21 protein-coding genes are annotated in these 23,194 nt (G+C 69.9%); 10 read left to right on the top strand and 11 right to left on the bottom strand.

Going from position 1 to position 23,194, the window contains the following annotated elements; all coding sequences use genetic code 11:
- Positions 1-49 precede the first annotated feature (49 nt).
- Complete coding sequence (locus ACWF9G_RS07860; RefSeq protein ID WP_379308357.1) at positions 50-703, top strand: TetR/AcrR family transcriptional regulator; 654 nt, start codon at positions 50-52, stop codon at positions 701-703.
- A gap of 7 nt (positions 704-710) precedes the next feature.
- On the opposite strand, the gene ACWF9G_RS07855 is transcribed toward ACWF9G_RS07860, so the two are convergent.
- Positions 711-1,385: a TetR/AcrR family transcriptional regulator C-terminal domain-containing protein gene (locus ACWF9G_RS07855; protein WP_379308356.1), complete on the bottom strand. Its 675-nt coding sequence runs from the start codon at positions 1,383-1,385 to the stop codon at positions 711-713.
- A gap of 116 nt (positions 1,386-1,501) precedes the next feature.
- Here ACWF9G_RS07855 and ACWF9G_RS07850 point away from each other — a divergent pair, with 116 nt between their 5' ends.
- Positions 1,502-2,020 carry a hypothetical protein gene (locus tag ACWF9G_RS07850; protein WP_452514479.1) on the top strand — a complete coding sequence of 173 codons (519 nt, stop codon included), beginning with the start codon at positions 1,502-1,504 and terminating at the stop codon, positions 2,018-2,020.
- Positions 2,021-2,068: 48 nt separating this feature from the next.
- Here ACWF9G_RS07850 and ACWF9G_RS07845 read toward each other — a convergent pair whose 3' ends face one another.
- On the bottom strand, positions 2,069-2,989 hold the full coding sequence (locus tag ACWF9G_RS07845; RefSeq protein ID WP_452514478.1) for an alpha/beta fold hydrolase: 921 nt from the start codon (positions 2,987-2,989) through the stop codon (positions 2,069-2,071).
- Positions 2,990-3,038: 49 nt separating this feature from the next.
- Positions 3,039-3,803, bottom strand: coding sequence for an ankyrin repeat domain-containing protein (locus ACWF9G_RS07840; RefSeq protein ID WP_452514477.1), 765 nt, complete (start codon positions 3,801-3,803; stop codon positions 3,039-3,041).
- 268 nt (positions 3,804-4,071) lie between these two features.
- Between ACWF9G_RS07840 and ACWF9G_RS07835 the strand changes: the two genes are divergently transcribed.
- Genes ACWF9G_RS07835 through ACWF9G_RS07820 form a run of 4 tightly spaced genes read left to right on the top strand, consistent with a single transcriptional unit; the run spans position 4,072 to position 6,970 of the window.
- The gene (locus tag ACWF9G_RS07835; RefSeq protein ID WP_452514476.1) at positions 4,072-4,947 is read left to right on the top strand and encodes a hypothetical protein; all 876 of its coding nucleotides are present in this window, start codon (positions 4,072-4,074) and stop codon (positions 4,945-4,947) included.
- A 38-nt stretch (positions 4,948-4,985) separates the two neighbouring features.
- Positions 4,986-5,204, top strand: coding sequence for a three-helix bundle dimerization domain-containing protein (locus ACWF9G_RS07830; protein WP_452514475.1), 219 nt, complete (start codon positions 4,986-4,988; stop codon positions 5,202-5,204).
- Positions 5,205-5,261: 57 nt separating this feature from the next.
- Positions 5,262-6,347 (top strand): S-(hydroxymethyl)mycothiol dehydrogenase, encoded by a 1,086-nt coding sequence (locus tag ACWF9G_RS07825; RefSeq protein WP_452514474.1) that lies wholly within the window; start codon positions 5,262-5,264, stop codon positions 6,345-6,347.
- Positions 6,344-6,970, top strand: coding sequence for an MBL fold metallo-hydrolase (locus ACWF9G_RS07820; RefSeq protein ID WP_452514473.1), 627 nt, complete (start codon positions 6,344-6,346; stop codon positions 6,968-6,970). Before ACWF9G_RS07825 ends, ACWF9G_RS07820 begins: the two co-directional genes overlap by 4 nt.
- Before the next feature lie 93 nt (positions 6,971-7,063).
- Here ACWF9G_RS07820 and ACWF9G_RS07815 read toward each other — a convergent pair whose 3' ends face one another.
- From ACWF9G_RS07815 to ACWF9G_RS07795, 5 genes are read right to left on the bottom strand one after another with little or no spacing between them, the layout of a single operon-like run.
- On the bottom strand, positions 7,064-7,687 hold the full coding sequence (locus tag ACWF9G_RS07815) for a methyltransferase family protein (RefSeq protein WP_452514472.1): 624 nt from the start codon (positions 7,685-7,687) through the stop codon (positions 7,064-7,066).
- A gap of 15 nt (positions 7,688-7,702) precedes the next feature.
- Positions 7,703-8,374: a cation transporter gene (locus ACWF9G_RS07810; RefSeq protein ID WP_452514471.1), complete on the bottom strand. Its 672-nt coding sequence runs from the start codon at positions 8,372-8,374 to the stop codon at positions 7,703-7,705.
- Positions 8,374-8,703, bottom strand: coding sequence for an ArsR/SmtB family transcription factor (locus tag ACWF9G_RS07805; RefSeq protein ID WP_452514470.1), 330 nt, complete (start codon positions 8,701-8,703; stop codon positions 8,374-8,376). Before ACWF9G_RS07805 ends, ACWF9G_RS07810 begins: the two co-directional genes overlap by 1 nt.
- Before the next feature lie 60 nt (positions 8,704-8,763).
- On the bottom strand, positions 8,764-9,282 hold the full coding sequence (locus ACWF9G_RS07800; RefSeq protein WP_452514469.1) for an anthrone oxygenase family protein: 519 nt from the start codon (positions 9,280-9,282) through the stop codon (positions 8,764-8,766).
- A gap of 17 nt (positions 9,283-9,299) precedes the next feature.
- On the bottom strand, positions 9,300-9,692 hold the full coding sequence (locus tag ACWF9G_RS07795; protein WP_452514468.1) for a nuclear transport factor 2 family protein: 393 nt from the start codon (positions 9,690-9,692) through the stop codon (positions 9,300-9,302).
- 77 nt (positions 9,693-9,769) lie between these two features.
- On the opposite strand from ACWF9G_RS07795, the gene ACWF9G_RS07790 reads away from it, so the two are divergent.
- Positions 9,770-10,357, top strand: coding sequence for a TetR/AcrR family transcriptional regulator (locus ACWF9G_RS07790; protein WP_379308343.1), 588 nt, complete (start codon positions 9,770-9,772; stop codon positions 10,355-10,357).
- Between the two features lie 50 nt (positions 10,358-10,407).
- Entirely contained in the window at positions 10,408-10,965 is a 558-nt protein-coding gene (locus ACWF9G_RS07785) for a dihydrofolate reductase family protein (RefSeq protein WP_452514467.1), read from the top strand.
- A gap of 27 nt (positions 10,966-10,992) precedes the next feature.
- Here ACWF9G_RS07785 and ACWF9G_RS07780 read toward each other — a convergent pair whose 3' ends face one another.
- Positions 10,993-14,214 (bottom strand): AfsR/SARP family transcriptional regulator, encoded by a 3,222-nt coding sequence (locus tag ACWF9G_RS07780; protein ID WP_452514466.1) that lies wholly within the window; start codon positions 14,212-14,214, stop codon positions 10,993-10,995.
- 109 nt (positions 14,215-14,323) lie between these two features.
- On the opposite strand from ACWF9G_RS07780, the gene ACWF9G_RS07775 reads away from it, so the two are divergent.
- Together ACWF9G_RS07775 and ACWF9G_RS07770 are read left to right on the top strand one after the other, a co-directional pair.
- Positions 14,324-15,220, top strand: coding sequence for an alpha/beta fold hydrolase (locus tag ACWF9G_RS07775; RefSeq protein ID WP_452514465.1), 897 nt, complete (start codon positions 14,324-14,326; stop codon positions 15,218-15,220).
- On the top strand, positions 15,220-15,801 hold the full coding sequence (locus ACWF9G_RS07770; RefSeq protein ID WP_452514464.1) for an NADPH-dependent FMN reductase: 582 nt from the start codon (positions 15,220-15,222) through the stop codon (positions 15,799-15,801). The genes ACWF9G_RS07775 and ACWF9G_RS07770 overlap by 1 nt, the downstream gene beginning before the upstream one ends.
- Before the next feature lie 15 nt (positions 15,802-15,816).
- Here the strand turns inward: ACWF9G_RS07770 and ACWF9G_RS07765 are convergent, their stop codons facing one another.
- Entirely contained in the window at positions 15,817-17,043 is a 1,227-nt protein-coding gene (locus tag ACWF9G_RS07765) for a serine hydrolase domain-containing protein (protein WP_452514463.1), read from the bottom strand.
- 208 nt (positions 17,044-17,251) lie between these two features.
- On the bottom strand, positions 17,252-23,173 hold the full coding sequence (locus ACWF9G_RS07760; protein WP_452514462.1) for an amino acid adenylation domain-containing protein: 5,922 nt from the start codon (positions 23,171-23,173) through the stop codon (positions 17,252-17,254).
- Between the last annotated feature and the right edge of the window lie 21 nt (positions 23,174-23,194).

Raw genomic sequence — 23,194 nt, 5'->3', positions numbered from 1 at the left:
GACCAGCCGCCGCGGCGACCCGATCGGGCCACCTGACAGAATCGACGATGTGAACGCGCCCGAACTCGATGCCGACGGACGCAGATACCGCGGCGCCGCTCCAGGGCAGCGTCAGCAGGAGCGCCGCGCCCGGCTGATCGACGCGGCGACCGAGGCGTTCGGCACCGATGGCTACCGCAACACCACGGTCACCACCATCTGCGCCGCCGCAGGCGTCGGCAAGCGATACTTCTATGAATCCTTCACCGACAGCGAGGATCTACTGCTCGAGGTGTATCGCGAGGTCGCCGCGCGGATGCTCGAGGCGATCCATGTCGGCATCGGCGACGTCGAGGCCGAGATCGCCACCAGGGTGCGTAGCGCGCTGACGGCGTACTTCCAGCTCATCCTCGACGACCCGCGAGTGCCGAGGATCGCCTTCTTCGAGATCCTCGGCGTGAGCCCGACCGTCGACCGCGCCTATCACGATGTGCTCGACGCCCTGATCGACATCTGCATGGCCCTGCTGACGCCGTATGTGGACCTGGACAACCATCCCGCTGTGAGCGTGCGGATGGTGGTTCTCGGACTGGTCGGCGCGATCCTGATCATCGCCCAGAAATGGGTGCTCGACGACTACCGCCAGCCACTGGCGGACGTCGTCGACAGCGGCTTCCTCGTGGTGACCGCCGTGCTGGAGCGGATCGGCTCGGTCGCCGAATAGCAGTACGCTAGAACGCTTTCCGCGCGGCGATACCGTCGAGCAGGGCAGTGAGGCCGAAGCGGAAGCTGCTGTCGGGCGCGGCGTTGTAGCCGGTGCCTGCGGCGCGCTCGATCCGGGCGCGCAGGCGGGGGAACGTGCCCGCGATCTCGCTCGCCTCGGTCATCGCCTGCGCCAGCTGCGCTTCCGGGTCGGCGCCGCCTTTGCTCAGCCGCCTGCGCAGGGAGACGTTGGCGGCGGGGCCGGTCGCGTTGCCGAGGACGAACAGGAAGATCGCGGCGACGGCGCGATCGGCATCGTCGTCGTCGAATCCGGCCGTTTCGAAGATCGCCAGCGCGTTCTCGTCGTGCCGGGATTTGTTGGGTCCGTACAGCAGATGGCTCGCCTGCGCCTGCACGAGCCAGGGGTGCCTGGCCAGCGCCTCGTACATCCCGCCGGCCATCGTTTCGGCGGCCGCGCGCCAGTCGGCGGCATCAGGGTCGGGTAGGTCGATCTCGCCCCACACCTCGTCGACGGCCAGGCGCACCAGGTTGTCCTTGTTCTTCACATGCCAGTACATGGCGGTCGCGGCGGAGTCCAGGCGCTGGCCGAGGCTGCGCATGTTCAGCCCGTCGAGGCCCTCCTCGTCGAGCAGTTCGATCGCCGCGCCGACGATCTGTTCCCTGGTCAAGGTGTCGCGTGCCATGCCGCCACGATAGGCGCGCACGATCGACTTTCACAAAGTTCAAGAAAGTTCTTGCACTTAGTTCAAGTCTGACGCTATGGTTCTTTTACTTAGTTCAAGTCAGATCGGAGCACCCCATGAACACCCTCGTCGCCGCCATCGAGATCGCCATCGCCGCCGCCTTCGTGAGCATGCCGATCGTTCGCCACCGCTACGGCAAGGCCGCCATGGCGACCGCGCAGGCGGAGCTGTCGCGCCAGGGCGTGCGGACCACGGCGCTGCACGAGCACGGCATGCGGTTCGATGCCAGCGGACACGAGAGCGCGGCCCCGCTGAGCGTCGCCGCGATCATGCTCACCGCGGCCGGGCTGAACCTGGCAGGCCTCGACATCGCCCGCCCGGTGAACTGGGTGGTGCTGACCCTGGTGTTCCTCGGCAACTGCGTGATCGTCTACAGCAACCACACCGCGGTGCGGTCGGTGACGGCCGCCTTCGCCCGCACCGGCGATCCCGAGCTGGCGCGGATCGACGTCCCCGCCCTGCTCGATCGCGCCGAAGCGGGGTTCCCGGCGTGGACCTGGACGCTCCAGAAGGTCCGTAACACAGTGGTTTTCGGTGGCGCCGTCATCGGACTGGCGCTGTCGATCCTCGGCTGAGATCCCCTTCCCGAAGCCCCGGTTCCAGCCGGGGTTTCGTCGTGTCCGTCAGCCGATCCCGGCCGTGAACTCGGCGAACCGCTCGGCGATGCGGTCGGGGTATTCGCCGTTGATGGCGTGTGAGGCCTCCGGCCACACCTCGACCTGGGCGCCGGGGATCAGCTGGGCGGTGGCGGCGGCCTCGGTCGCGTCGTGCACGATGCTGCGCCCGGCGAACACGGCGAGCACGGGCACGGCGATCGCGCGCAGTTCTTCCTCGGTCGGGCGCGCCAGCAGCGGCTGGGCGTCGCGGTAGTCCTTCATGCCGGAGGCGATCAGCCTGCCCTCGGGGACCGAGTCGTCGACGGGGGCACCACCGGAGATCCAGCTCAGCAGGCGATTGCGCAGGCGGGCAGGCATCGCGGGGATGGCGCTGCCCAGCGAGACGATGATCATCTTCCCGCTCAACCGGGCGAAGGTGTTCGCGGGATCGAGCAGGGTGATCGAAGCGACGCAGCCGGGGCGGTGCATGGCGGTCTGCACCGCCAGGTTCGCGCCGATGCTCACGCCGAGCAGATGGGCGCGGGGAACACCCAGTCCGGCAATGGTTTCGGCGACCCAGGTGGCCTGATCGAGTCCGTCGATCAGCTCCCTGGTCTGGCCGCTCGCGCCCGGCTCGCCGACGCTGTCCACCGACCAGACGGTGTGCCGCGCCCGCAAGCCGGGCAGGTTGGTGGCCCACATCGGGGTCGATGCCTGCCTGCCGGACAGCAGGACCACCGGCGTGCCGCCGCTGGGGCCGAACCGGTAGGCGCGCACCTGCCCGAACGAAGTCGGCACCGCCGCCATCGCGTCGGGCTTCGGTAGTTCCGCCATGCCTGCGTGGTAGGCGGCGGCGAACCGGTGGAAACTCGCCTGGTCGGTGAAGTACCCGACCTTCTCCGCGGGTCGACCGATCGTGGGATCCAGGAAGAACTCGTCCTCGGCCATGCCGCCGAGGGTAGTCCGCGCACCGGGCCAGGTGACGCAGCCGGGCCGATCAGCGCAGCAGGGCGACGATCGCGTCCTGATCGAGGCGTTCGGCGTTCTGCAGTGCGGTGCGGCCGTCCGCGTCGCGGATCTGCGGGTCGGCGCCTGCGGCGAGCAGCGCGGTGACCGTCTCCTGGTAGCGCTGCGAGCCGTCGCCGTAGACGATCGCCTCCTGCAGTGCGGTCCACTGCGGCTTGTTGACGTGGTTGACGTCGACACCGGCGGCGATCAGCGTGCGCACGGTGCTCACGTGCCCGTGTTCGCTCGCCGGGATGAGCGCGGTGCCGCCGTACCGGTTGACGCTGCGCAGGTCGGCGCCGTGCCGCAGAGTCGGCTCCAGGATCTCGTCGAAACCCTCCGCGCCCGCGTACAGGTAGGCGGAGTCCTGCAGGTCGTCCTTGGCGTTCACATCGGCGCCCGCCTCGATCAACGCCACCGCGGCCGCGCTCGCCCGGTTCTTGGTCGCCGCGACCAGCGGGGTGCGGCCCTTGTCGCCGCGGGTCTCCCTGTCGGCGCCGCGGGCGATCAGGTCACGCACCCGGCCCGCGTCGTTGTCCGCGGCGGCGGCGAACAGTTCGTCGTCGAGACTGTGATCGACCTGCCGGGTGGCCTGCGGTGCCTGCGTGGTCTGCGCGGATACCTCGGTGGTCACCGTGGCCTCGGCGGCCCGCGGCACGTCCGGGTCGGCGGAGCAGGCGCCGATACCCACCGCGAGCACCGCGAGCGCGAGCACGCTCACGCGGGTGCCACGGACTGTGGGGCGAGCCGGATTCATAGGTTTCTCCTCTGGTCAGGTCCCCTCCACCGTGCCCACCGGGCCCCACCGCGTCCAGGACGCAGTACCGATCGCCGCCATCGACACCGTCTATGGGTGTGCGGCGGTAACTGACGGGTGAACAGCGAAGAACCATCACGCTCGCTGTATTGCTCTGCGCGCCACCAGATGTCCAGACTGAGATCCGTTCGACAGCGCGGTCGATGTCTCCCGCGGCCCTGCGCGCGCTCGTTCCGGGCCGTGCTCAGGACGAGCCGAAGGACCCACGATGCCGTTTCTGCTGATCTCCGGAGTCTTCGTCGCCAAGGGCGCTCAGCCGGACGGTGATTCGGTGCGGTTCCGGCCCGACGACCCCACCGAATGGGACCGGGTGGGCGGTCCGCACCGGGTCAAGCGCAATGCCTCGGGCGCCGCGCAGCTGCGCCTGGACGGCATCGATTCCCTCGAGACGCACTACACACCCCGGCACGGCACCCGCACCCATCAGCCGCTGCCGCTGGCCCATGCGGCCGCCGAGGAGCTGCTCGCCTGGCTGGGCTTCACCGGGGTGGTGCGCAACGCGAGCGAGACCGTCACCAGCACCGACCAGGCCGAAGTGCCCGGTTTCATCCTGACCCGCGGCGCCGACCTGCACGGGCGGTGCGTCGCGTTCGCCGGGCGCGGCCCGTCGCCCGGCGCCTCCGGCACGGAGATGTTCGTCGACATCGCCCTGCTGCGGCTCACCCTCAACCATCACCAACTGGCGACCGGACTCGCGTATCCGACGTTCTACCGCAGCCTGTTCCCCACCCTGCGTGAAGAATTCGCCGCGGTCGCGACGGCGGCCGCCACCGCGTCCACCCCGCTCGGCGTCTGGACGGCCGACGCGACGACCACCGGCGCCACGGTGAGCTCGCCGACCTCGCTGTCCGAGGACGTGATCCTGCTCCCGAAACTGTTCCGCCGCCTCGCCGACTACCTGGAACTCGGCGACGGCGACCTCTCCCTCGACGGTTTCCCCGCCTTCCTCGCCCAGGCCGCCGACCGCTTCTTCATCCTGTCCACCGGGCATTCCACCACCGGACTCGACGCGATCACCGTCATCGACGGCCAGACCGTGCGCCTGACCCATCCGCCGACGGATCTGGTCTTCGACGAAAAGTGACCGGTTGACCATCCCGGTTCCCGGGGTAACCCTGGGATATGACAACTCACGAGGATCAGCAACTCGACGAGGTCATCGAACGGTTGACCATCCGTTATCCCACCATCGCCCCTGCCGAGATCGCCGACATCGTCCGGCACGCCTACGACCACTTCGCGAAGGTGCACGTCCGCGACTTCGTTCCGCTGCTCGTCGAGCATCATGTGCGGGAAGAGCTGGGCACGCCGACCGGGAATATCCCACCCATCCCGGACTGATCGGGCCGCGGCACCGCTAGCGTTGGCGTAGCACACGCCGACACTGAGGAGTTCCGCATGCCCGAGACCGTCCGTGGAGTCATCGCCCGCGCGCAGGATGCCCCGGTCGAAACGGTCGACATCGTGATCCCCGATCCGGGGCCGCACGATGTGATCGTCCGTGTACAGGCCTGCGGGGTCTGCCATACCGACCTGCACTACCGCGAGGGCGGGATCAACGACGAGTTCCCGTTCCTGCTCGGTCACGAGGCCGCCGGTGTCGTCGAGACCGTCGGCGCCGCGGTCACCCATGTCGCCGAGGGCGATGTGGTGGTGCTCAACTGGCGCGCGGTGTGCGGCGAATGCCGGGCCTGTCGGCGTGGCCGCCCCTGGTACTGCTTCGACACCCACAACGCGAGCGCCCCCATGACGCTCACCGACGGCACCCCGCTGACCCCGGCGCTCGGCATCGGCGCGTTCGCGGACAAGACCCTCGTGCACGAAAAGCAGTGCACGAAGATCGATCCCGAGACCGACCCGGCGGTGGCGGGCCTGCTCGGCTGCGGCGTGATGGCAGGTATCGGCGCCGCTGTGAACACCGGCGCGGTCTCGCGCGGCGACAGCGTCGCGGTGATCGGCTGCGGCGGTGTCGGTGACGCCGCCGTCGCGGGCGCTCGCCTGGCCGGGGCAGGCACGATCATCGCGATCGACCGCGACCCGCGAAAGCTGGAGTGGGCGAAGGATTTCGGCGCGACGCACACCGTCGACGCGAGCACCGGTGACGTGGTCGAGCAGATCAAGGAGCTCACCGACGGTTTCGGCGCCGATGTCGTGATCGACGCGGTCGGCAGGCCGGAGACCTGGCAGCAGGCGTTCTACGGTCGCGACCTCGCGGGCACCGTGGTGCTCGTCGGCGTCCCGACACCGGACATGAAGCTCGAGATGCCGCTGATCGACCTGTTCTCGCACGGTGGCTCCCTGAAGTCGTCCTGGTACGGCGACTGCCTGCCCGAACGCGACTTCCCGATGCTCATCGATCTCTATCGCCAGGGCAGGCTGCCGCTGGACCGCTTCGTCACCGAGCGCATCGGCCTCGACCAGGTCGAGCAGGCGTTCACCGCCATGGGCGAGGGCCGGGTGCTGCGTTCGGTGGTGGTGTGGTGAGCGCCCACATCGAGAAGGTCGTCACCTCAGGCGTTTTCGCGCTCGACGGCGGGACCTGGGAGGTCGACAACAATGTGTGGCTGATCGGCGACGACGACGAGGTACTGATCGTCGACGCCGCCCATGACGCGGACGTCATCGCCGCCGCGGTCGGCTCCAGGCACGTCACCGCGATCCTGTGCACGCACGGCCACAACGACCACGTGACCGTCGCGCCTGAACTCGCCGAACGCCTCGACGCCCCCGTCCTGCTCCACCCCGGCGACGAGCCGCTGTGGCGGATGACCCACCCCGATGCGGGCTACCGCTCGCTGGCCGAGACCACCCGGATCACGGTGGCGGGCACCGACATCGACCTCCTGCACACTCCCGGCCACTCCCCCGGCTCGGTCTCGCTGCACCTGCCCGAACTGGCGGCGCTGTTCACCGGTGACACCCTGTTCGCGGGCGGTCCGGGCGCCACCGGCCGCTCGTTCTCCGATTTCGGCACGATCATCGATTCGATCCGCGACCGATTGTTCGCGCTGCCCGAGGAGACCACCGTCCACACCGGCCACGGCGACACGACCACCATCGGCACCGAGAAACCTGCCCTCGCCGACTGGATCGCCCGGGGCCACTGACACCCATAATCTGGACGATCGATCACCAGGCTCTGGTGGCGGCAACGCCCGAGAAGGAAAATCCACCAGAGCCTGGTGATCTTGTTTCGCGAATCAGGAGTCGCCGCTCTGCGCGGCCGATCGGCCTATGCCTGGCACGAATCTGCCTGTCGTGGCGAGGTAGTCCTGATAGGCGGTGCCGTGGACCTTGGTCAGGTACGGCTCCTCGACCACGCGAACCTGCAGTTCGATCGTCACGAGAAGCAGCAGGAATGCCGCCAGCGCGACAACATTCGGGATGATCAACGCGACTCCCGCACCGAAGACGAGCATGGCGGTGAAGATCGGGTTGCGCACCAGTCCGAACACCCCGGTGCGAACCAAAGTCGTTGTCTCGCTGGCATCGACACCGATGCGCCAGGATTCACCCATCTCGTTCTGCGCGTAGAGGGTCGCCGCAATCCCCGCAATCGCCAGGACGAACCCTGCTGCCTGGATCGGCGCGGCGGTGAGGGCATCGATCGGGCCGAGTACACCGCCGAGTTGCAGAGCCACCGCGGCGAGCCCGACGACAATCGCCGCGATGAAGCCGACACCGGCCAGCCATTCCAGCGACCCGGGGCGTCCGCTGATACCCCGGAACCCGGTGGAGCCGGTCGCTCGATACTGCCGCCAGCTGCGCCAGCCGAATCCGAGCGCACCGAAAATCACGTACAGGACCAGTGCCGAGACAGCCATGGCCGGTTCCTTTCCTCAGTCGTCGCAGCAGTCGCGGGCCGCGACCGTGCCCAGTGGCGGTGTCGCGCAACAGGTGTCGCCCCGCCACGCGTCGCGACCTTCTTTCACGGCGATGACCGCGATCACCAGGGCGGCGATCGGGTCGGCCCACGACCAGCCGAACAGGGCATTGAGCAGCAACCCGGCCAGCAGCACCGCGGACAGGTAGGTGCACAGCAAGGTCTGCTTGGAGTCGGCGACCGCCGAAGCCGAGCCGAGTTCGCGACCCGCGCGGCGCTGCGCCGCCGACAGGACCGGCATGATCACCAGACTCGCCGCCGCCAAAGCGATCCCGACCGGCGAATGCCGTGCTTCCCCCACTCCGAACAGCGCGCGCACCGCGTCGACGGTGACGTAGGCGGCCAGCGCGAAGAACGAGAACGCGATGATCCGCAGGGCGACCTTCTCCCTGGCCGCCGGGTCGCGCCCGGCGAACTGCCACGCCACCGCGGCCGCGGAGGACACCTCGATCACCGAGTCGAGCCCGAAGCCGATCAATGCCGACGAGGACACCCGGGTGCCCTCGGTCAGCGCGATGATCGCCTCGATCACGTTGTAGCTGATCGTCGCGGCCACCAACCAGCGGATCCGGGTGGCGAGCACCTCGCGACGATCCGGAAGTACCAGCGGCGCACCGATTTCCGGCATCAGCAGCACTCCTGGGTCGCGGCCGCCGGGCAGCAGGCCGGATCGACTTCCAGCACCAGGCCGAGGAGGTCGTCGAGTGCCCGGCCGATCCGTGGATCGGCCAGCTCGTAGCGGCTACGCCGGCCTTCCGCAACGGCGACAACCAGCCCACAGCCGCGCAGACAGGCCAGGTGGTTGGACAGGATCTGCCGCGACACCCCGATCTTGTCCGCCAGCTCCGACGGATACCCGGGCCCTGCTCGCAGGCTCAGCAGGATCCGCGTCCGGGTCGAGTCCGACAGCGCGTACCCGAAGCGGGACAGTGCGTCGCCGTGCATCACGGTGTCCATGGTTCTACTGTACAGAGATTTCTGTATTCAGAAAACCCTGTACAGATACTGATGCACCGCCTAGCGCTCAGCGCCGACAGAAGCGGCCGCCGGCACCCGAGCCTGCGCAGGCCCCTCGTCCGCGCGCCGCATCCAGACGACGAGGGCGATGATCAGGGCGAAGGCGGCCAGCGCGGTTCCGGTGCGCAGGAAGTGGAACGAGTCCCAGCGGGCGAGAATCGTGGCGTAGTCCGCCGGAGCTCCAGCGACCGCCCACTCGTTGATCCGGTGGTTGATCGGCACATTGCCCAGTCGCGTGATGAGGAACGAGGCGACCACCAGCGCCGTCGCGACGGCGGCGACGATCCGGTGCCGACCCGTCGCCAGGACGGCGGCGGCCAGGCAGCTCAGCGCGGCGGCGGCCATCGTGGCCTGCATGCTGATGCTGTTGTTCTGCATGAGTTCGGTGTGGAAATCGAGGCGCATCTGCAGCGGCACCCGGTCGAAGGTCGGAACGAGGTTGGCGGCGCCGTAGCCGAAGGCGCCGGCGAGCAGTCCGGTGGCGAGCAGGGCGAACGAGCGGATACTTCGGACGAGCACGGAAATCTCCTCGGGGATCAGGCGGCGGGAACGGTGCGGGTGAGCTGGTCGGCGCGGCGGAGCTTGCCGTCCGGCGTGAATTCACCGAACAGGAAGACCTCCGTGGTGACGGTTCCCGTCGTGCGCATCGTGGCGTGGATGGTCATCCGCACAGCCATCCGATCGCCGTCCGCGATCACCTCCGCGACCTCGAACCGATAGTCGCGCAGGTTCTTTCGCACGGGACGGAGGTGGGCGATCAGCCGGTCCCGATCCAGCCTGATCCCGTCGGCGACCTGCACGATGTCGGGCGTGTGAAATCGGTCGACGACGTCGGCCGGATCGTTGTCACCATCCAGCGCGGCGGCGGTGTACTCGGTGAAGAAATCGGCGATGAACTGCTCGGGTGAGCGGGGCGGTGCGGGGTCCATGACACTCCAGCCGTAGAATTCTTACAGTGCTGTAAAGGTTAGACATAGCCACGCAACTTTGACAAGGGTGTAAGACTTTGACCGGATCAGAGGAACCGAAACGACGCGCGGACGCCACCCGCAGCAGGGCGGCCGTCCTCGACGCCGCCACCCGGCTGTTCGCCACCCAACCGGACGCCGGGATGGCCGCGGTCGCCGCCGAGGCGGGGGTCACGCGGCAAACCGTCTACGCGCACTTCGCTTCCCGGGACGATCTGGTCAACGCCGTCGTCGATCGCACGACCAGACAGGCCGACGAAGCCATGCGGGCGGCCGACCTGGACAGCGGCCCGGCCACCGATGCCCTGGTGCGGATGCTCGACGTCGGCTGGCGGTTCTTCCGGGTCTCCCCGCTCGCCCACCATGTCGGCGCGTTCGCGCGCCGGCACGACGAGGATCGTCAGCTCCCCATCAACTACCGGCTGCTCCGTCTCGTCACCAGAGGGCAGCGTGCGGGCGAGTTCGACGGGGCTATGTCGCCGCAGTGGCTCGTCACCGCGATCGTCGCGGTCAGCCATGCGGCGGGCGACGAGGTCAGGGCAGGTCGGATGACACAGCCGCAGGCGCAGACGGTGCTGCGCGACAGCGTCCTTCGGCTGGTCGGCGGGAGCGTAAACATTCCGTAAGGCGGTTCGGCGACAGTGGCATCACACCGCACAACGAAGGGATGCACATCATGCGCAAGTTCAAGCTCCAGGTCCAGACCACCATCGACGGCTTCATGGCAGGCCCGAACGGCGAGATGGACTGGCTGACGTTCGCGTGGAGCGACGACCTCGCCGCCCACATCGGTGCGCTGACCGAGCCGGTCGACACCATCGTGCTCGGCCGCAAGCTCGCCGAAGGGTTCATTCCGCACTGGGCCGCGCAGCCCGAGCACGAGACCCAGGAGGCGATCGACACCATGAACAAGACCCCGAAGGTGGTCATCTCGCGGACCGTCACCGAATCACCGTGGGACAACACCCTTGTCGCGGCCGACGCGGCCGCGACGATCCGCGAACTGAAGGCCCGGCCGGGCGGCGACATCATCGCCTACGGCGGTGGCGAACTCGTGTCGAGCCTGATCGCGCAGGGGCTGTTCGACGAGCTGAACCTGTTCGTCAACCCGACCGCGATCGGCGCCGGACTCCCGGTGTTCGCCGCGACCGGCGCGAACCAGCAGTTCGAGCTGGAGTCCGCAACGCGATTCGAGTGCGGGATCGTCGGTCTCCGCTACGTGCCCGTTGCGTGAGCTCGCAGGCGAGGATGTCCGAGAGCCCTAGCTCGCAGGCGATGCGGCGACGGCGTCGATGAGTTCGCGTGCCGCGGCGGCGGTCAGGTCGAGGCCCGCGGTGTGGGCGGCGGTGAAGGCATCAGCGCCGAGCCCGGTGCGCACCGTCGTGGTTGCCCGGTCGATATCGGGCTGTTCGGCCGGCAGCAAGGGCATTCCGGTGCTGGTCCGCAGCGCTTCCGCGGCGCCGAGCAGGCGTGCGGCGGTGTCGAATTCACCGAGGGCGGCGGTGGCAGCGGCCGCACCGCCCAGCGCGAAGGCGGCATCGCGGGGTGCGTCGATGCGTTGCGAGCCGTCGAAGGCGCGAAGATGCTCGGTCAGGCCGGCAGCCGGCTCGCCGCGCTGTTCCAGCAGATAGCCCAGTTCGACCTGGAGCATCGGCACGAACAGCGGCGTGTCGGATTCGTCGGCCGAGTCGGCGAGCAGACCTCGCAAGAGCCGTTCGGCCTCCTCCGGCCTGTCGTCGCGACGGGCGGTGAAGGCCAGCACGATCGAGGCGAACAGCCTGCCCGCACCATCGCCCTGTTCGGCCGCCAGCACCATGGCCTGCTCGGCGAAATCGCGGGCCTCGTCGAATTCGGTGTGCTGCATGGCGATCCAGCCGAGCCAGCACAGATGCGCCGAAGCCTGGCCCCACAGCTCCAGCTCCCTGGCCAGGACGAGGGCCTCCCGGTGGATGTCGGCCGCGCCGTGCAGGTCGCCGGTCAGCTCGGCCAGACCGCCCAGCCATTCGGCGGCCTGCAGCCGCCCCCACCGGTCGCCGAGTTCGGCGAACAGCCGCGCGGCCTCGGTGGCGTAGCGCGCCAGGGCAGCCACGTCGGCGCGGCTGTGCGCGGATTTCGCCAGCGCCACCTGGATGGTCGCGACGCTCCAGCGGTCACCGAGGTCGCGGCATTCCGCGAGCAGGTCCCGCACGGAGGTTTCCAAGTCCTGGTCGGTGCCCGCTTCCAGCGCCGACATCAGCAGGATGACCTCGGCGCGCACCCGCACGGCCGGGTCGTCGAGTGCGGCCAGGGCGGCCGACACCTCCGCGCGGCGCGCGCTCACGTCGAGGAAGTCGCCCTGCCGGAAGGTGGCCGTGAGACGCCAGGCAGCGACCGGTGCCCGGCGCTGGGCGGTCCCGCCGAGGGCCAGTGCCGCGTCGAACCAGCGGCGGGCGGGACCCAGCCGACCGCGAAGCAGCCAGTACCAGGCCAGCGCGTCGGTGAGGCGCAGCGCCGCGTCGGCGTCGCCTTCGCGAAGGGAATCATCCAGTGCCGAGCGCAGATTCGCGTCTTCACTGTCGAGCTGAGACAGCCAGCGCTGCTGGTCGGCGCCGTACAGTTCCGGCGCGGCGCGCTCGGCCAGCGCTCGGTAGTACGCGTGATGCGCCCGGCGCACCGCGGCTTCTTCGCCCGCCTCGGTCAGGCGGTCCAGGCTGAACGCGGCCACCGATTCCAGCAGCCGGTAGCGTCGCCCGCTCTGCTGGACCAGCGATCTGTCGACCAGCCGCGCGATCAGATCGGCGACCATCGCGGGCTCGACGGGCGCATCATCTCCGGGTACTGCTGCGGCACACACGGATTCAGCGGCCTCGAGGGTACAGCCACCAGCGTGCACGGCGAGGCGCCGCAAGACGACCCGCTCGTCCTCGTCGAGCAGCCCCCAGCTCCAGTCGATCATCGCCGTGAGGGTCTGCTGTCGCGGTGGTGCCCCGCGATGCCCGGTAGCCAGCAGCCGGAACCGGTCGTCGAGCCGGGCCACCATCTCGTGCACACCGAGCGCGCGAACCCTGGTCGCGGCCAATTCGAGGGCCAGCGGAATGCCGTCGAGCCTGCGACACAATGTCGCGACCGCGTCGGCGTTCGCCGCGTCGAGGGCGAACTCGCGCGCACCGGCCTGCGCGCGAGTCACGAAGAGCCGCACCGCATTCGACTCGGCGATGACCTCCACCTCGCTGCCCTTCGGCGGAACAGGGAGCGGTTCGACCGCGACGACATCTTCCCCGGCCAGGCGCAGTTGTTCGCGGCTGGTCGCGAGAATGCGCAGGCCTGGGGCCGCGCCGAGCAGGGCTTCGGTCAGATCCGCCACCTGGTCGACGATGTGTTCGCAGTTGTCCAGCACCACGAGCAGTTCCTGCTCGGCCAGCGCTTCCCCCAGCGCCGCCGACGCCGAGCCGTCGCCGAGGCGGATTCCGGCGACCTGGGCCACCGTCTCCGCGATGCGGTCGACGTCTGCCGTGGTCGCCGCCAGCGGGGCGAGTTCGACGAGCCAGGCGCCGTGCGCAAAACGGTCGGTGAGGTCGGCCGCGGTCGTCGTGGCGAGGCGGGTCTTGCCGACGCCGCCGGGCCCGGTCAGCGTGACCAGGCGCGAGGCGTCGACCGCGCGGCTCAACGCGTCGAGATCGGTGGCCCTGCCGATCAATTCGGTGCGCTGGGCGGGAATGTTCGTCGTCCGCCGGCGAACCACCGCGCGCGGCCTGGTCACGACGAGACCGGGGTCCTGGCCGAGGATCGACCGGTGCAGGTCGACCAGTTCGGGACTCGGGTCGAGACCCAGTTCGTCGGCCAGCTGCCTGCGCAGATCCTCGTAACTGTCGAGCGCTTCGGCCTGACGGCCCGCGCCGTACAGGGCACGCAGTTGTGCCGCGCGGAGTCGTTCCCGCAGTGGGTTTTCCGTAACGAAGCGCGTGAGATCGCTTGCCACCTCGCCGTATTCGCCCTCGGCGAGCCGGGCTTCGGCCAGTTCTTCGACGGCGACCAGCCGCAGCTCGTCCAGCTGGGCGATGGCCGACCTGGTGAACTCCGCGTCACGGAAGTCGTCGAAAGCCGGTCCGCGCCAGAGTCCGAGCGCGTCGGTGAGTGTCTTGATGCGCCTGCCCGGGTCGGTGTTGGTGCGTGCCTCGGCCAGCAGGGCGCGGAAACGCAGCGCGTCGACTTCGGTGGTGGCCAGGCGGTATCCGGGCGGCGGGGACACCACCAGGTCCCGGCTGCCCGGCTCGGCGTCCTCGAGCGCGCGCCGCAGCTGCGACGCCTTGGCTGCCAGGGTGCCCGCGGGGTTGCCGGGCGGGTCCTCGCCCCAGATGTCGTCGACCAGGCGGTCGGCGGACACCGGCTGACCCGCGGCGAGCAGCAGGTCGGCCAGCAGGGCACGGACCTTGGTGCCGGGGACCGGCACTACGGCGCCGCCCTCGGTCCACACCGTCAACGGACCGAGCACACCGAAACGCATAACCGCACCCTAGCTGGTTCCGATCGCACCGGAATCCGACCGTAAACAAACCGGAAGGCACCGGGCGCACTGTGGTCACAACGAGTTCGACACACCACAGGAGAACGACATGAAACTCACCGCCTTCGCCCTCGCCGCCGGCCTCGCCGCCACCGCGCTGCTGACCGCCTGCGGGTCCGGCAAGACCGCCGCACCCGTCGAACCCGGCGCCTACGCCGAGGTCAACGGCTTGCGCATGTACTACGAACGCCACGGCGTCGCCACCGATCAGCCGCCGCTGGTGCTGCTGCACGGTGCGCTGTCGGGCATCGGGACCGACTTCGGCGAGCTGATCCCGGAGCTGTCCAAGACCCGCGAGGTCATCGCCATCGAACAGCAGGCGCACGGCCGCACCGCCGACATCGACCGTCCGCTGCGGACGCCGCAGATGGCCGACGACACCGTCGCGCTGCTCGGTCAGCTCGGCATCGGGCGCGCCGACATCCTCGGCTACAGCATGGGCGCGGGCGTGGCGCTCGACATCACGCTGCGGCACCCGGACCTGGTCCGCAAGCAGATCCTGCTCTCCGGCGGCCTCGGCGCCGAAGCCATGCACCCCGGCCTGATGGAGGGCATGGACGAGTTGAAGCCCGAGCACCTGCACGGCTCGCCCTTCCACACCGACTACCTGAAGAACGCGCCCCGGCCGGAGGACTTCCCCCAGCTGGTGGCCAGGGTCCTCGACCACGACCTGAACGGCATGCCCTCGGTGTCCCCGGAGGCCGCCCGCACGATCAAGGCCCCGACGCTGACCGTCATCGGCGACTCCGACATCGTCCGGCCCGAACACTCCGTCGAGATGTTCCGCCTCTTCGGCGGCGGCATCATGGGCGACACCCCCGCAGGCCTGCCGAACTCCCAGCTCGCGATCCTGCCCGGCACCTCCCACATCACCGCGCCGCACCGCCCCGAGCTGCTGCTCCCGATGATCCCCGCCTTCCTCGACGCCCCCGTCAAGGACGCCTGATGCGCGAGCCGATGCGGGTGGCCATGATCCTCGGGTCCACCCGCACAGGCCGCTTCGGCCCCTTGGTCGCCGAGTGGTTCGCCGGGCGCGTGGCCCGCCGCCCCGACCTCACCCTCGACCGCATCGACCTGGCCACCGCCGCCCTCCCCGACCAACTCCCCGACTTCGACGAACCGCTCCCGGATCCCGTGCGCGAGTTGGGTTCCCGTCTGGCGACCGCCGACGCCTTCGTCATCGTCACCCCCGAATACAACCGCAGCTTCCCCGCCGCCGTGAAGAACGCCATCGACTGGTTCGACACCGAATGGGCCGCCAAACCCGTCGCCATCGTCACCTACTGCCGCGACGCCGAAGGCGGGCACGGCGCCGCCCAGCTGCGCCAGGTCTTCACCGAACTCAACGCCGTCCCCACCCGCCGCACCGTCACCATCCCCAAAGCCTGGCAACGCTTCACCGTCGAAGGCACCTGGCCCCGACCCGACCCCGAACTCCACGACGCCGTCGAATCCGCCCTCGACCAACTCACCTGGTGGGCCCGAGCACTCCACACGGCACGAGCGGCATCCCCGTTCGTGCCGTGACGGTGGCCCCCGCTGTCAGACCGCGACCGGCAGGTCGACCGGATCGCCCGCTTCCATAGCGGCGCCGCGCACCACCGCGGCCAGCAGACCGAACAGGACGAACTGATCGCGCGGCAACAACAGCGCCTCCGGCGCCCAGTTGTGCACGAACCCTACGGCCAGCCCGGACGCGGGATCGGCCCAGCCACCGGAACCGACGAAGCCGATGTGCCCGAAGGCATTCCGCGCGCCCGTCACCGGCATGGAGTGATAGCCGAGCCGCCAGCCCATCGGCAGGCACAGGTTGCGATCGGGCAGCACCGATTGCAGACGCGCCATGGCGCGCACCCTGTTCCGCGAGAACAGCGGCGACTCGGTCGCGATCGCGCTGTAGACGGCGGCAAGCGAGCGCGCGGTGAAAACACCGTTCGCCCCGGGCAATTCACCACGCAGGATGGCGGGGTCCGCGCCGTGGGCCAGCCGGTCGATGCCCTGGGTGTAGATCGATCGCAGGAATCCCGCACCGGGCACCAGGGTGCGTGAGGCGAGCCGGATCACCATGTCGGCCTGGGGAATTCCGAGTGGAGTGGTCGACCCGTGCGTCACCGCCACGGTGGTGCGCGCGCCGGGCCCTGGTGCCCCGAGGTGTAGCCCGTCCAGGCCGAGTGGTTCGGCCAGTTCCGTGCGGTACAGCTCGCCCATGCTCTTGCCGGTCACCGCCCTGGCGATCCCCGCGATGATGGTTCCGTACGAAATCGCGTGGTAGGCGGGGAAACCGCGGAATCGGTCCGGCGCCGCGGCGGCGAGACGTTCCTCGATCAGCTCATGGTCGGCGAGTTCGGCGGCGGTACGGGCGAAGACACCGATCCGCGACAACCCCGCCCGATGGCTCATCGCCTCCGCGACGGTGATGCTGGCCTTCCCGTTCGCGCGGAACTCCGGCCAGTACTCCGCGACCGGCGCCCGATAGTCCACCAGCCCGCGCTCGGCCAGCACATGCAGCACCGTGGAGGTGACACCCTTGGAGGTCGAATACGACAACGCCGCCGTGTTCTCCTGCCACGGCACCGCCCCTGCGGCATCCGCGCACCCGGCCCACACGTCGACAACCCGCCGCCCGTGCTGATACACCGCCAGCGCGCCCCCGCCTCGTCCACCGTCGAACAACCGCCCGAACCGGTCGATGGCTTCCTGGAACTGGGGTGCGGCGCTCCCCCGGAGGGAAGTGCCCGACGGCCCCGGACCGGACGATGCTCCACGCATAAAGAACCTCACATGTCACCATTGACAAACCGCTCTCGGGTCGCTGCCCGAAATCAGCCAGAAGGTTCACGTTACCCGAGATCAATAGGCATATCGAGCCCACAACAGTCCCTCGACGCCCGTCGGGCCGAATTCCTCTCGAACGAAGAAATACATCCGGTGAATTCGTCTCCGAAGACGAACGATCGGTACGGCCACCCAGGGGGAATCAGCCGATCGGGGTGGGCAGCAACCCGGCGGCGATGAATCCTTCCACGTAGCGCAGCAGCACGGCGTCGTCGATGCGGGGACACCGCACGCCGAGCTCGGCGAGGACGGCCCTGGTGCCGGTGTCGTCGACGAGCAGGGCGTCGCCTCCACCGTTGAGATAGTTCTCGGCGATCAGTGCCGCGCGCATCAGGTCGGGGTGCCGCGACAGCTGACCGGTCAGCCGGTCGGCGGCGGTCTCGACCGCCACCGTCTCGATGGGAAACCCGCTGCGGCGCAGAGTATTCAGGATGTCGCCGACCCCGGTGGGCGCACTGTTGACGAGGTGATAGATCTCCCCGCTGGGCTGCCGGTGGGTCGCGAGCGCGACCAGTGCGCGTGCGACGTAGTCCACCGGGGCCAACGTGACGTCGGCATTCTCGATATCGGGTGCGACACCCAGATGCGCCGCCGACCGGATCAGCGTCCAGAACGCGTCGTCGGTGCTGATCGCGCCGCTGCCGATCGCCCCGGCGACCAGGCCCGGCCGGTGCACCGCGACCGGCAGTCCACGTTCGGCTGCCGCCACGACGAGCTGTTCGGCCACCCATTTGGTGGCCAGGTACCCGTTGCGCGGAACCTGGTCCACGGTGATCGCCGTGTCCTCGGCGACGACACCGGTGTGTCCCGTGGCGACCGCGGCCGACACCGTGGACACGTAGTGCAGGGTCTTCACCCGCGTGGCCACCGCCAGCCGCAGAATGTCCACGGTTCCGGCGATATTGGCCGCCCGCAGGGTCGCATAGGATTCGAGATGGTTGACGCGGGCACCGTTGTGGTAGATCACCTCGATGCGCTCGGCCAGTTCCGCCCAGGCCTCGCCGGTGAGGCCGAACCGCGGCGCGGCCAGGTCACCGGGCACGGCGACGACCCGGTCGAGCCCATCCCGGGCGAGCCCGTACCGCTCCAGCGTCGCGCCGAGCCTGCGGTACACCCCGTCGGCGTCGTCGGCACGCACCAGGCACCAGATGCGCGACGAGGTGCGGTCCAGCAGCTCCCGGAGCAGATGAATACCCACGAAACCGGTAGCGCCGGTCAGCAGGACCGCGGCGGGGTCGGTCGGGGCAGGCGTGAACTCCGCGGGAACCGTGATCGCCGGATCCAGGCACGCGTCGGCGGCCAGCGTCGCCGTCCAGTGCGCCTCCGTGGCGGCGAGCGATTCCGCCGAGACCGCCGCTGTCACCGCGCGTGGTGTCGGCGCCTCGAACAGGGTGCGCGGGTCGGCGTCGATGCCGAGCTGGCTGCGCAGTTCGGCGCGCAACGTGAACACCAGCAGTGAGGTGCCGCCGAGAGTGAAGAAGTCCTCCTCGACCCCGATCGAGTCGCGTTCCAGCACCTGGGCGAACACCCGGGCCACGGCGAGCTCGCGCACGGTGGCGGGCTCGACAGCGGCCGCGGGAATCGCCGCATGCTGCGGGGTTTCCTCGACAGCCCGTCCGATTGCGCCGAACCCGGACGTGACGACGTCGCACAGCTGCTCGATCGTGGCCTCGGGGTGCGCGACGATCGCGGCGAGGATGTGGTGGAACCGCGCCGCGAAGCCCTCCACCGTTGTCAGGTCGTAGAGGTCGGTGGCGTACTGGAAGCCTGCCGCGAGGCCACCCGTTTCCGGCTGCTCACGCAACGTCAGCGACAGATTGAAATGTGTTGTCCGCCAGGGAATGTCGAGCATGCTCACCTCGACCGCGCCCAAGCGCAGCGACGGCAGCGCAGGCAGGTTCTCATAGGAGAACACCGCCTCGAACAGCGGGTGCGCGGTGTCGTCCCGAGGCGGATTGACCGCCTCCACGATGTGATCGAAGGGCACGTCGGCATGGCCGAGCGCGCCGAGGGTGACCTCCCGTGCGCGCGACAGCACGGCGGTGAAGCTCTCCTGCGGGTCGATGGTCAGGCGCAGCGGCAGCGTGTTGACGAACATGCCGACCAGACGGTCCAGCGCCGGATGACCGCGACCGGCCACCGGGGTTCCGACGGTCACATCGGTCGCACCGGCGAGGTGGCCGAGGAGCACGGTGAAGGCCGCGTATCCGGCCATGAACGGAGTCGCGTCGTGGCGCCGGGCCAGATCGGCCATCGCCGTCGCGATCGCTGCCGAGATCTCGAATTCGACCCGCCCGCCTTCGCCGCCGCCGGGTCGACCGGCACCGCGGGCGCGGATCCGGTCGGTCGGCAGCGGCAGCCGGGCCGGCGCGCCGCCGAGCGCCCGCACCCAGTGCGCGAGCTGACGCGCGGCAGGCGACTGCGGGTCGCGCCGGTCGCCGAGCCTGTCGTGCTGCCACAGGGCGTAGTCGGCGTATTGCAGGGGCAGCGGGTCCCAGTGCGGCCCGCTACCCGCGGCCCGCGCGGTATAGGCCGCGGACAGGTCGGCGACGAGCGGGCCGTGCGACCAGCCGTCGGCGGCGATGTGATGGGCGACCAACGCCAGCACATGCTCATCGGCGCTCAGGCGCCACAATGCCAGCCGGATGGGTGCGTCGGTGGTGACGTCGAACGGCGCGGCGATGGTCACCGCGAGTTCGGCGTCCAGCTCCGTCGGCACGAGGGGGCGGGCGACGAGCGGCGTGTTCGCCAGGGCATCGTCGGCGGACAGGATGCGCAGGTACGGTCCGGTACTGCTGTCGGGGTAGACCGTGCGCAGTACCTCGTGCCGCTGCACCACATCCCGTGCCGCGGCAGCCAGCGCCGCCTCGTCCAACGGGCCGGACAGGCGCAGCACGATCGGCAGGTGATACGCCGACGAGTCCCGGTACAGCTGGTTCAGCAGCCACATCCGCAGCTGCGCGGGCGCGGGGGCGAGGTGTTCGGGGCGCGGACCCGCCACCGGTGCGGGCACGGAGAAAAGCTCGGGGTCGCCCAGCCGCACGGCCAGCGCCGCGACGGTCGGCGCGTCGAAGACAGCGCGGACATCGACGCCGAGCCGGGCCGCGAGTGCGGTGGCGGTGAGCGAGGTGCCGCCCAACTCGAAGAAGTCGTCGTCGGCACCGGGCGAATCGACCGAGAGTACCTCGGCCATGGCGGCCGCGACGGCCTGCTCCGCGGGCGTGGTAGCGGCCCGGGAACCGTTGTGGGCGAACACCGGGGCAGGCAACCGCCGGCTGTCGAGCTTGCCGTTGGGTGTCAGCGGCAAGGTGTCGAGGACGAGGTAGGCGCTCGGCCGCAGGTACGGGGGCAGGCTGTCGGCGATCCGTGCTCGCACCGCCTCCACGTCGAGTGGCCCGTCCGGCACCAGATAGGCCACCAGATGGGTGCCGCGGCTGTCCTCGTGCGCGGTAACGGCCGCGCGGCCGACGCCGGGGAGCCCGGTGAGCGTGGTCTCGATCTCGCCCGGCTCGATGCGATGCCCACGGACCTTGATCTGGAAATCACTGCGGCCGTGGTAGATCAGTTCCGGGTCGGGCCCCGGGGTGACGGTGACGAGGTCGCCGGTGCGGTATACCCGGCCGCCGGGCGGCCCGAACGGGTCGGCGACGAACCGGGCCGCGGTGAGCGCGTGCTTGCCGCGATAGCCGCGGGCGAGCGCCGGGCCGCCGATGTAGAGTTCGCCGATCACCCCGGGCGGAACCGGTCGCAACCGGGCGTCGAGCACCAGCGCGTGAAACCCGCGCAGGGGCGCGCCGATGGTGACCGCCCGGTCCGGCTCGAGCTCGGCGATGGTGGCGATGTCGGTGGCTTCGGTGGGGCCGTACCCGTTGCGCATCAGCCGGGTTCGCGACCACGCCGCGACCAGGTCGGGGCGGATCGCCTCGCCGCCGACCCCGAGGACCCGCAGGTCGGGCAGCGTCTCGGGATCCAGGGTGGCCAGCACCGCCGGGGTGATGATGGCGTTGGTCAGCCGTTCCCGCCGGATGAGCTGGGCCAGATCCGGTCCGGCCATCACATAGCGGGGCGCAACGACCAGCGTCGCCGCGCCCGCCAGCCCGCACAGGATCTCCCCGACCGCCATGTCGAAGCCCGGGGAGGCATGGTGCAGAGTGCGCGCGCCCGGCCGCAGCGCGTACCGATCACGGCGTTCGGCCGCGAGGTTCGCCAGCCCGCCGTGGGTCACCAGCACACCCTTGGGTACGCCGGTCGAGCCGGACGTGTAGATGAGGTAGGCCGGATTCTCGGGACGGATCGTCGGCCGGGTGCGCGGCGCGGTCGCCGAGGTGTCCTCGTCGGTGGGCCCCGCGACGTCAACGAACGTCCAGCCCACCGAGTCCGGCAGATTCGAGCGCTGCTCGGCGGTGGTCACGCCCAGCGTGGCGCCGCAGTCGCCCAGGATGTGCGCGATGCGCTCGGCGGGGTATCCGGCATCGATCGGGACGAACCCGGCGCCGGTCTTGGCGATGGCCCACACGGCGCCCACCGACGCGGCGGATCGTTCCATGACCATCGCGACCAACGTCTCCGGGCCTGCGCCCGCCGCTTGGAGGGTATCGGCGATGCGGTCGGTCCACGCGTCGAATTCGCGGTAGGTCCAGCGCTTTTCGTCGTAGACGACAGCCGTGCCGTCCGGGTTCTCGGCGACGGCGGCCGCGATCAGCTCGCTCAGTGTCGCCGGTCTGCGCGCCTGCGGACCGCGCCACGGAACCAGCAGTTCCCACTCGGAGCCGGTGAGCACCGGCAACTCGGCGATCGGGACATCGTCGGCCGCCGCGGCGAACGCGGTGAGGAAGCCGACGAAGCGGTCCAGGTGCGCGGTGACCTCCGCACTGGTGTAGCGATGGCGGTTGGCTTCGAACTCGACCCGCAACCGGGAACCGTCGACCGGATACACGTTGAGCGCGAGATCGTCGACCGGTCCGGTCGACAGCAGGTGGATCGTGCCGCGCGCCTGCCCCAGCACCTGCTCGGTGTGGAAGTTCATGATGTTGACCGCGGGTCCGAAGCCCAGCGATCGTGCCTGCCGTCCGCTGTCACGAACCATGTCGGCGCCGCGGTAGCGCTGATGGCGCAGCGCTCCGCTCAACCCGGCACCGGCACTGGCGATGACGCTGCCGACGGTGTCGCCCGAGCAGCTCAGCGGCACGATGTTCGAGGTCATGCCGCCGCACTCGCGCAGCTTGGCGACAGTACGCCCGGTGACCGGCAAACTCAGCGTCACCGGATCGGCATCGGTGAGCCGACCGAGGAACGCGGCGAAGGCCGCCACCAGCACCACCGTGTTGCCGGGGAGATTCCCGCGGTCGCGCAGCTGGGCGACCAGCGATTCCGGGAGTTCGACGCGGGCATGGATCGGCAACGGGTCGGGATCACCGGACCGTGCCGCCAGGCTGACCGGTGCGGGCAGCTCGTCGACCTGCCCGCGCCAGTACTCCCGGTCGATCGCGTACCGCCGGGACGCCCGATAGGTCGCCTCGGCCTCGGCCAGTACCGCCGTCGAATCCACCGGCGCCGAAGGCGCTGGCGCCCCGGCCAGCGCTGCCTCGTAGTGACGAGCCAGCAACTGCTGCAACCGAATTGCACCGTACCCGTCGAGCGCCACGTGGTGGGCTCGCGTGTACACCAGGTGGCGCTGCGCGCCCAGCCGCAGCACGGTGGTCACGATGGGCGGATCGACGGCGAGATCGAACGGTGCGCACTGATCGGCGCGCATCCACGCCATCGCCGCTGCCCACGGATCGGGTTCGGCCGCGTAATCCCGGACGACGATGCGATCGTCGATACCGGGATCGAGCAGCTGCCCCGGCTCGCCGCCGACGGTGGTGAACCGCAGGTAAGCGCCGAGATCGCGGGCGGCGCTGCGGGCCGCGCGCTGATAGATCCCGAGGTCGAGCGGCCCGTTCAGATCCACGTACTGCGCCACGGTCAACGGCACCGGTCCGAGTAGCTGCTGAGCGAACCACACCTCGCGTTGTGCCGCGGTGAGCGGTCGGACAGCAGGGGTCGGATCAGGGTGCGTCATGGTGCCTCTGGTGCTGGGACG

This window comes from Nocardia sp. NPDC055029, assembly GCF_053608525.1.
This window is presented reverse-complemented; position numbering and strand designations above follow the sequence as displayed.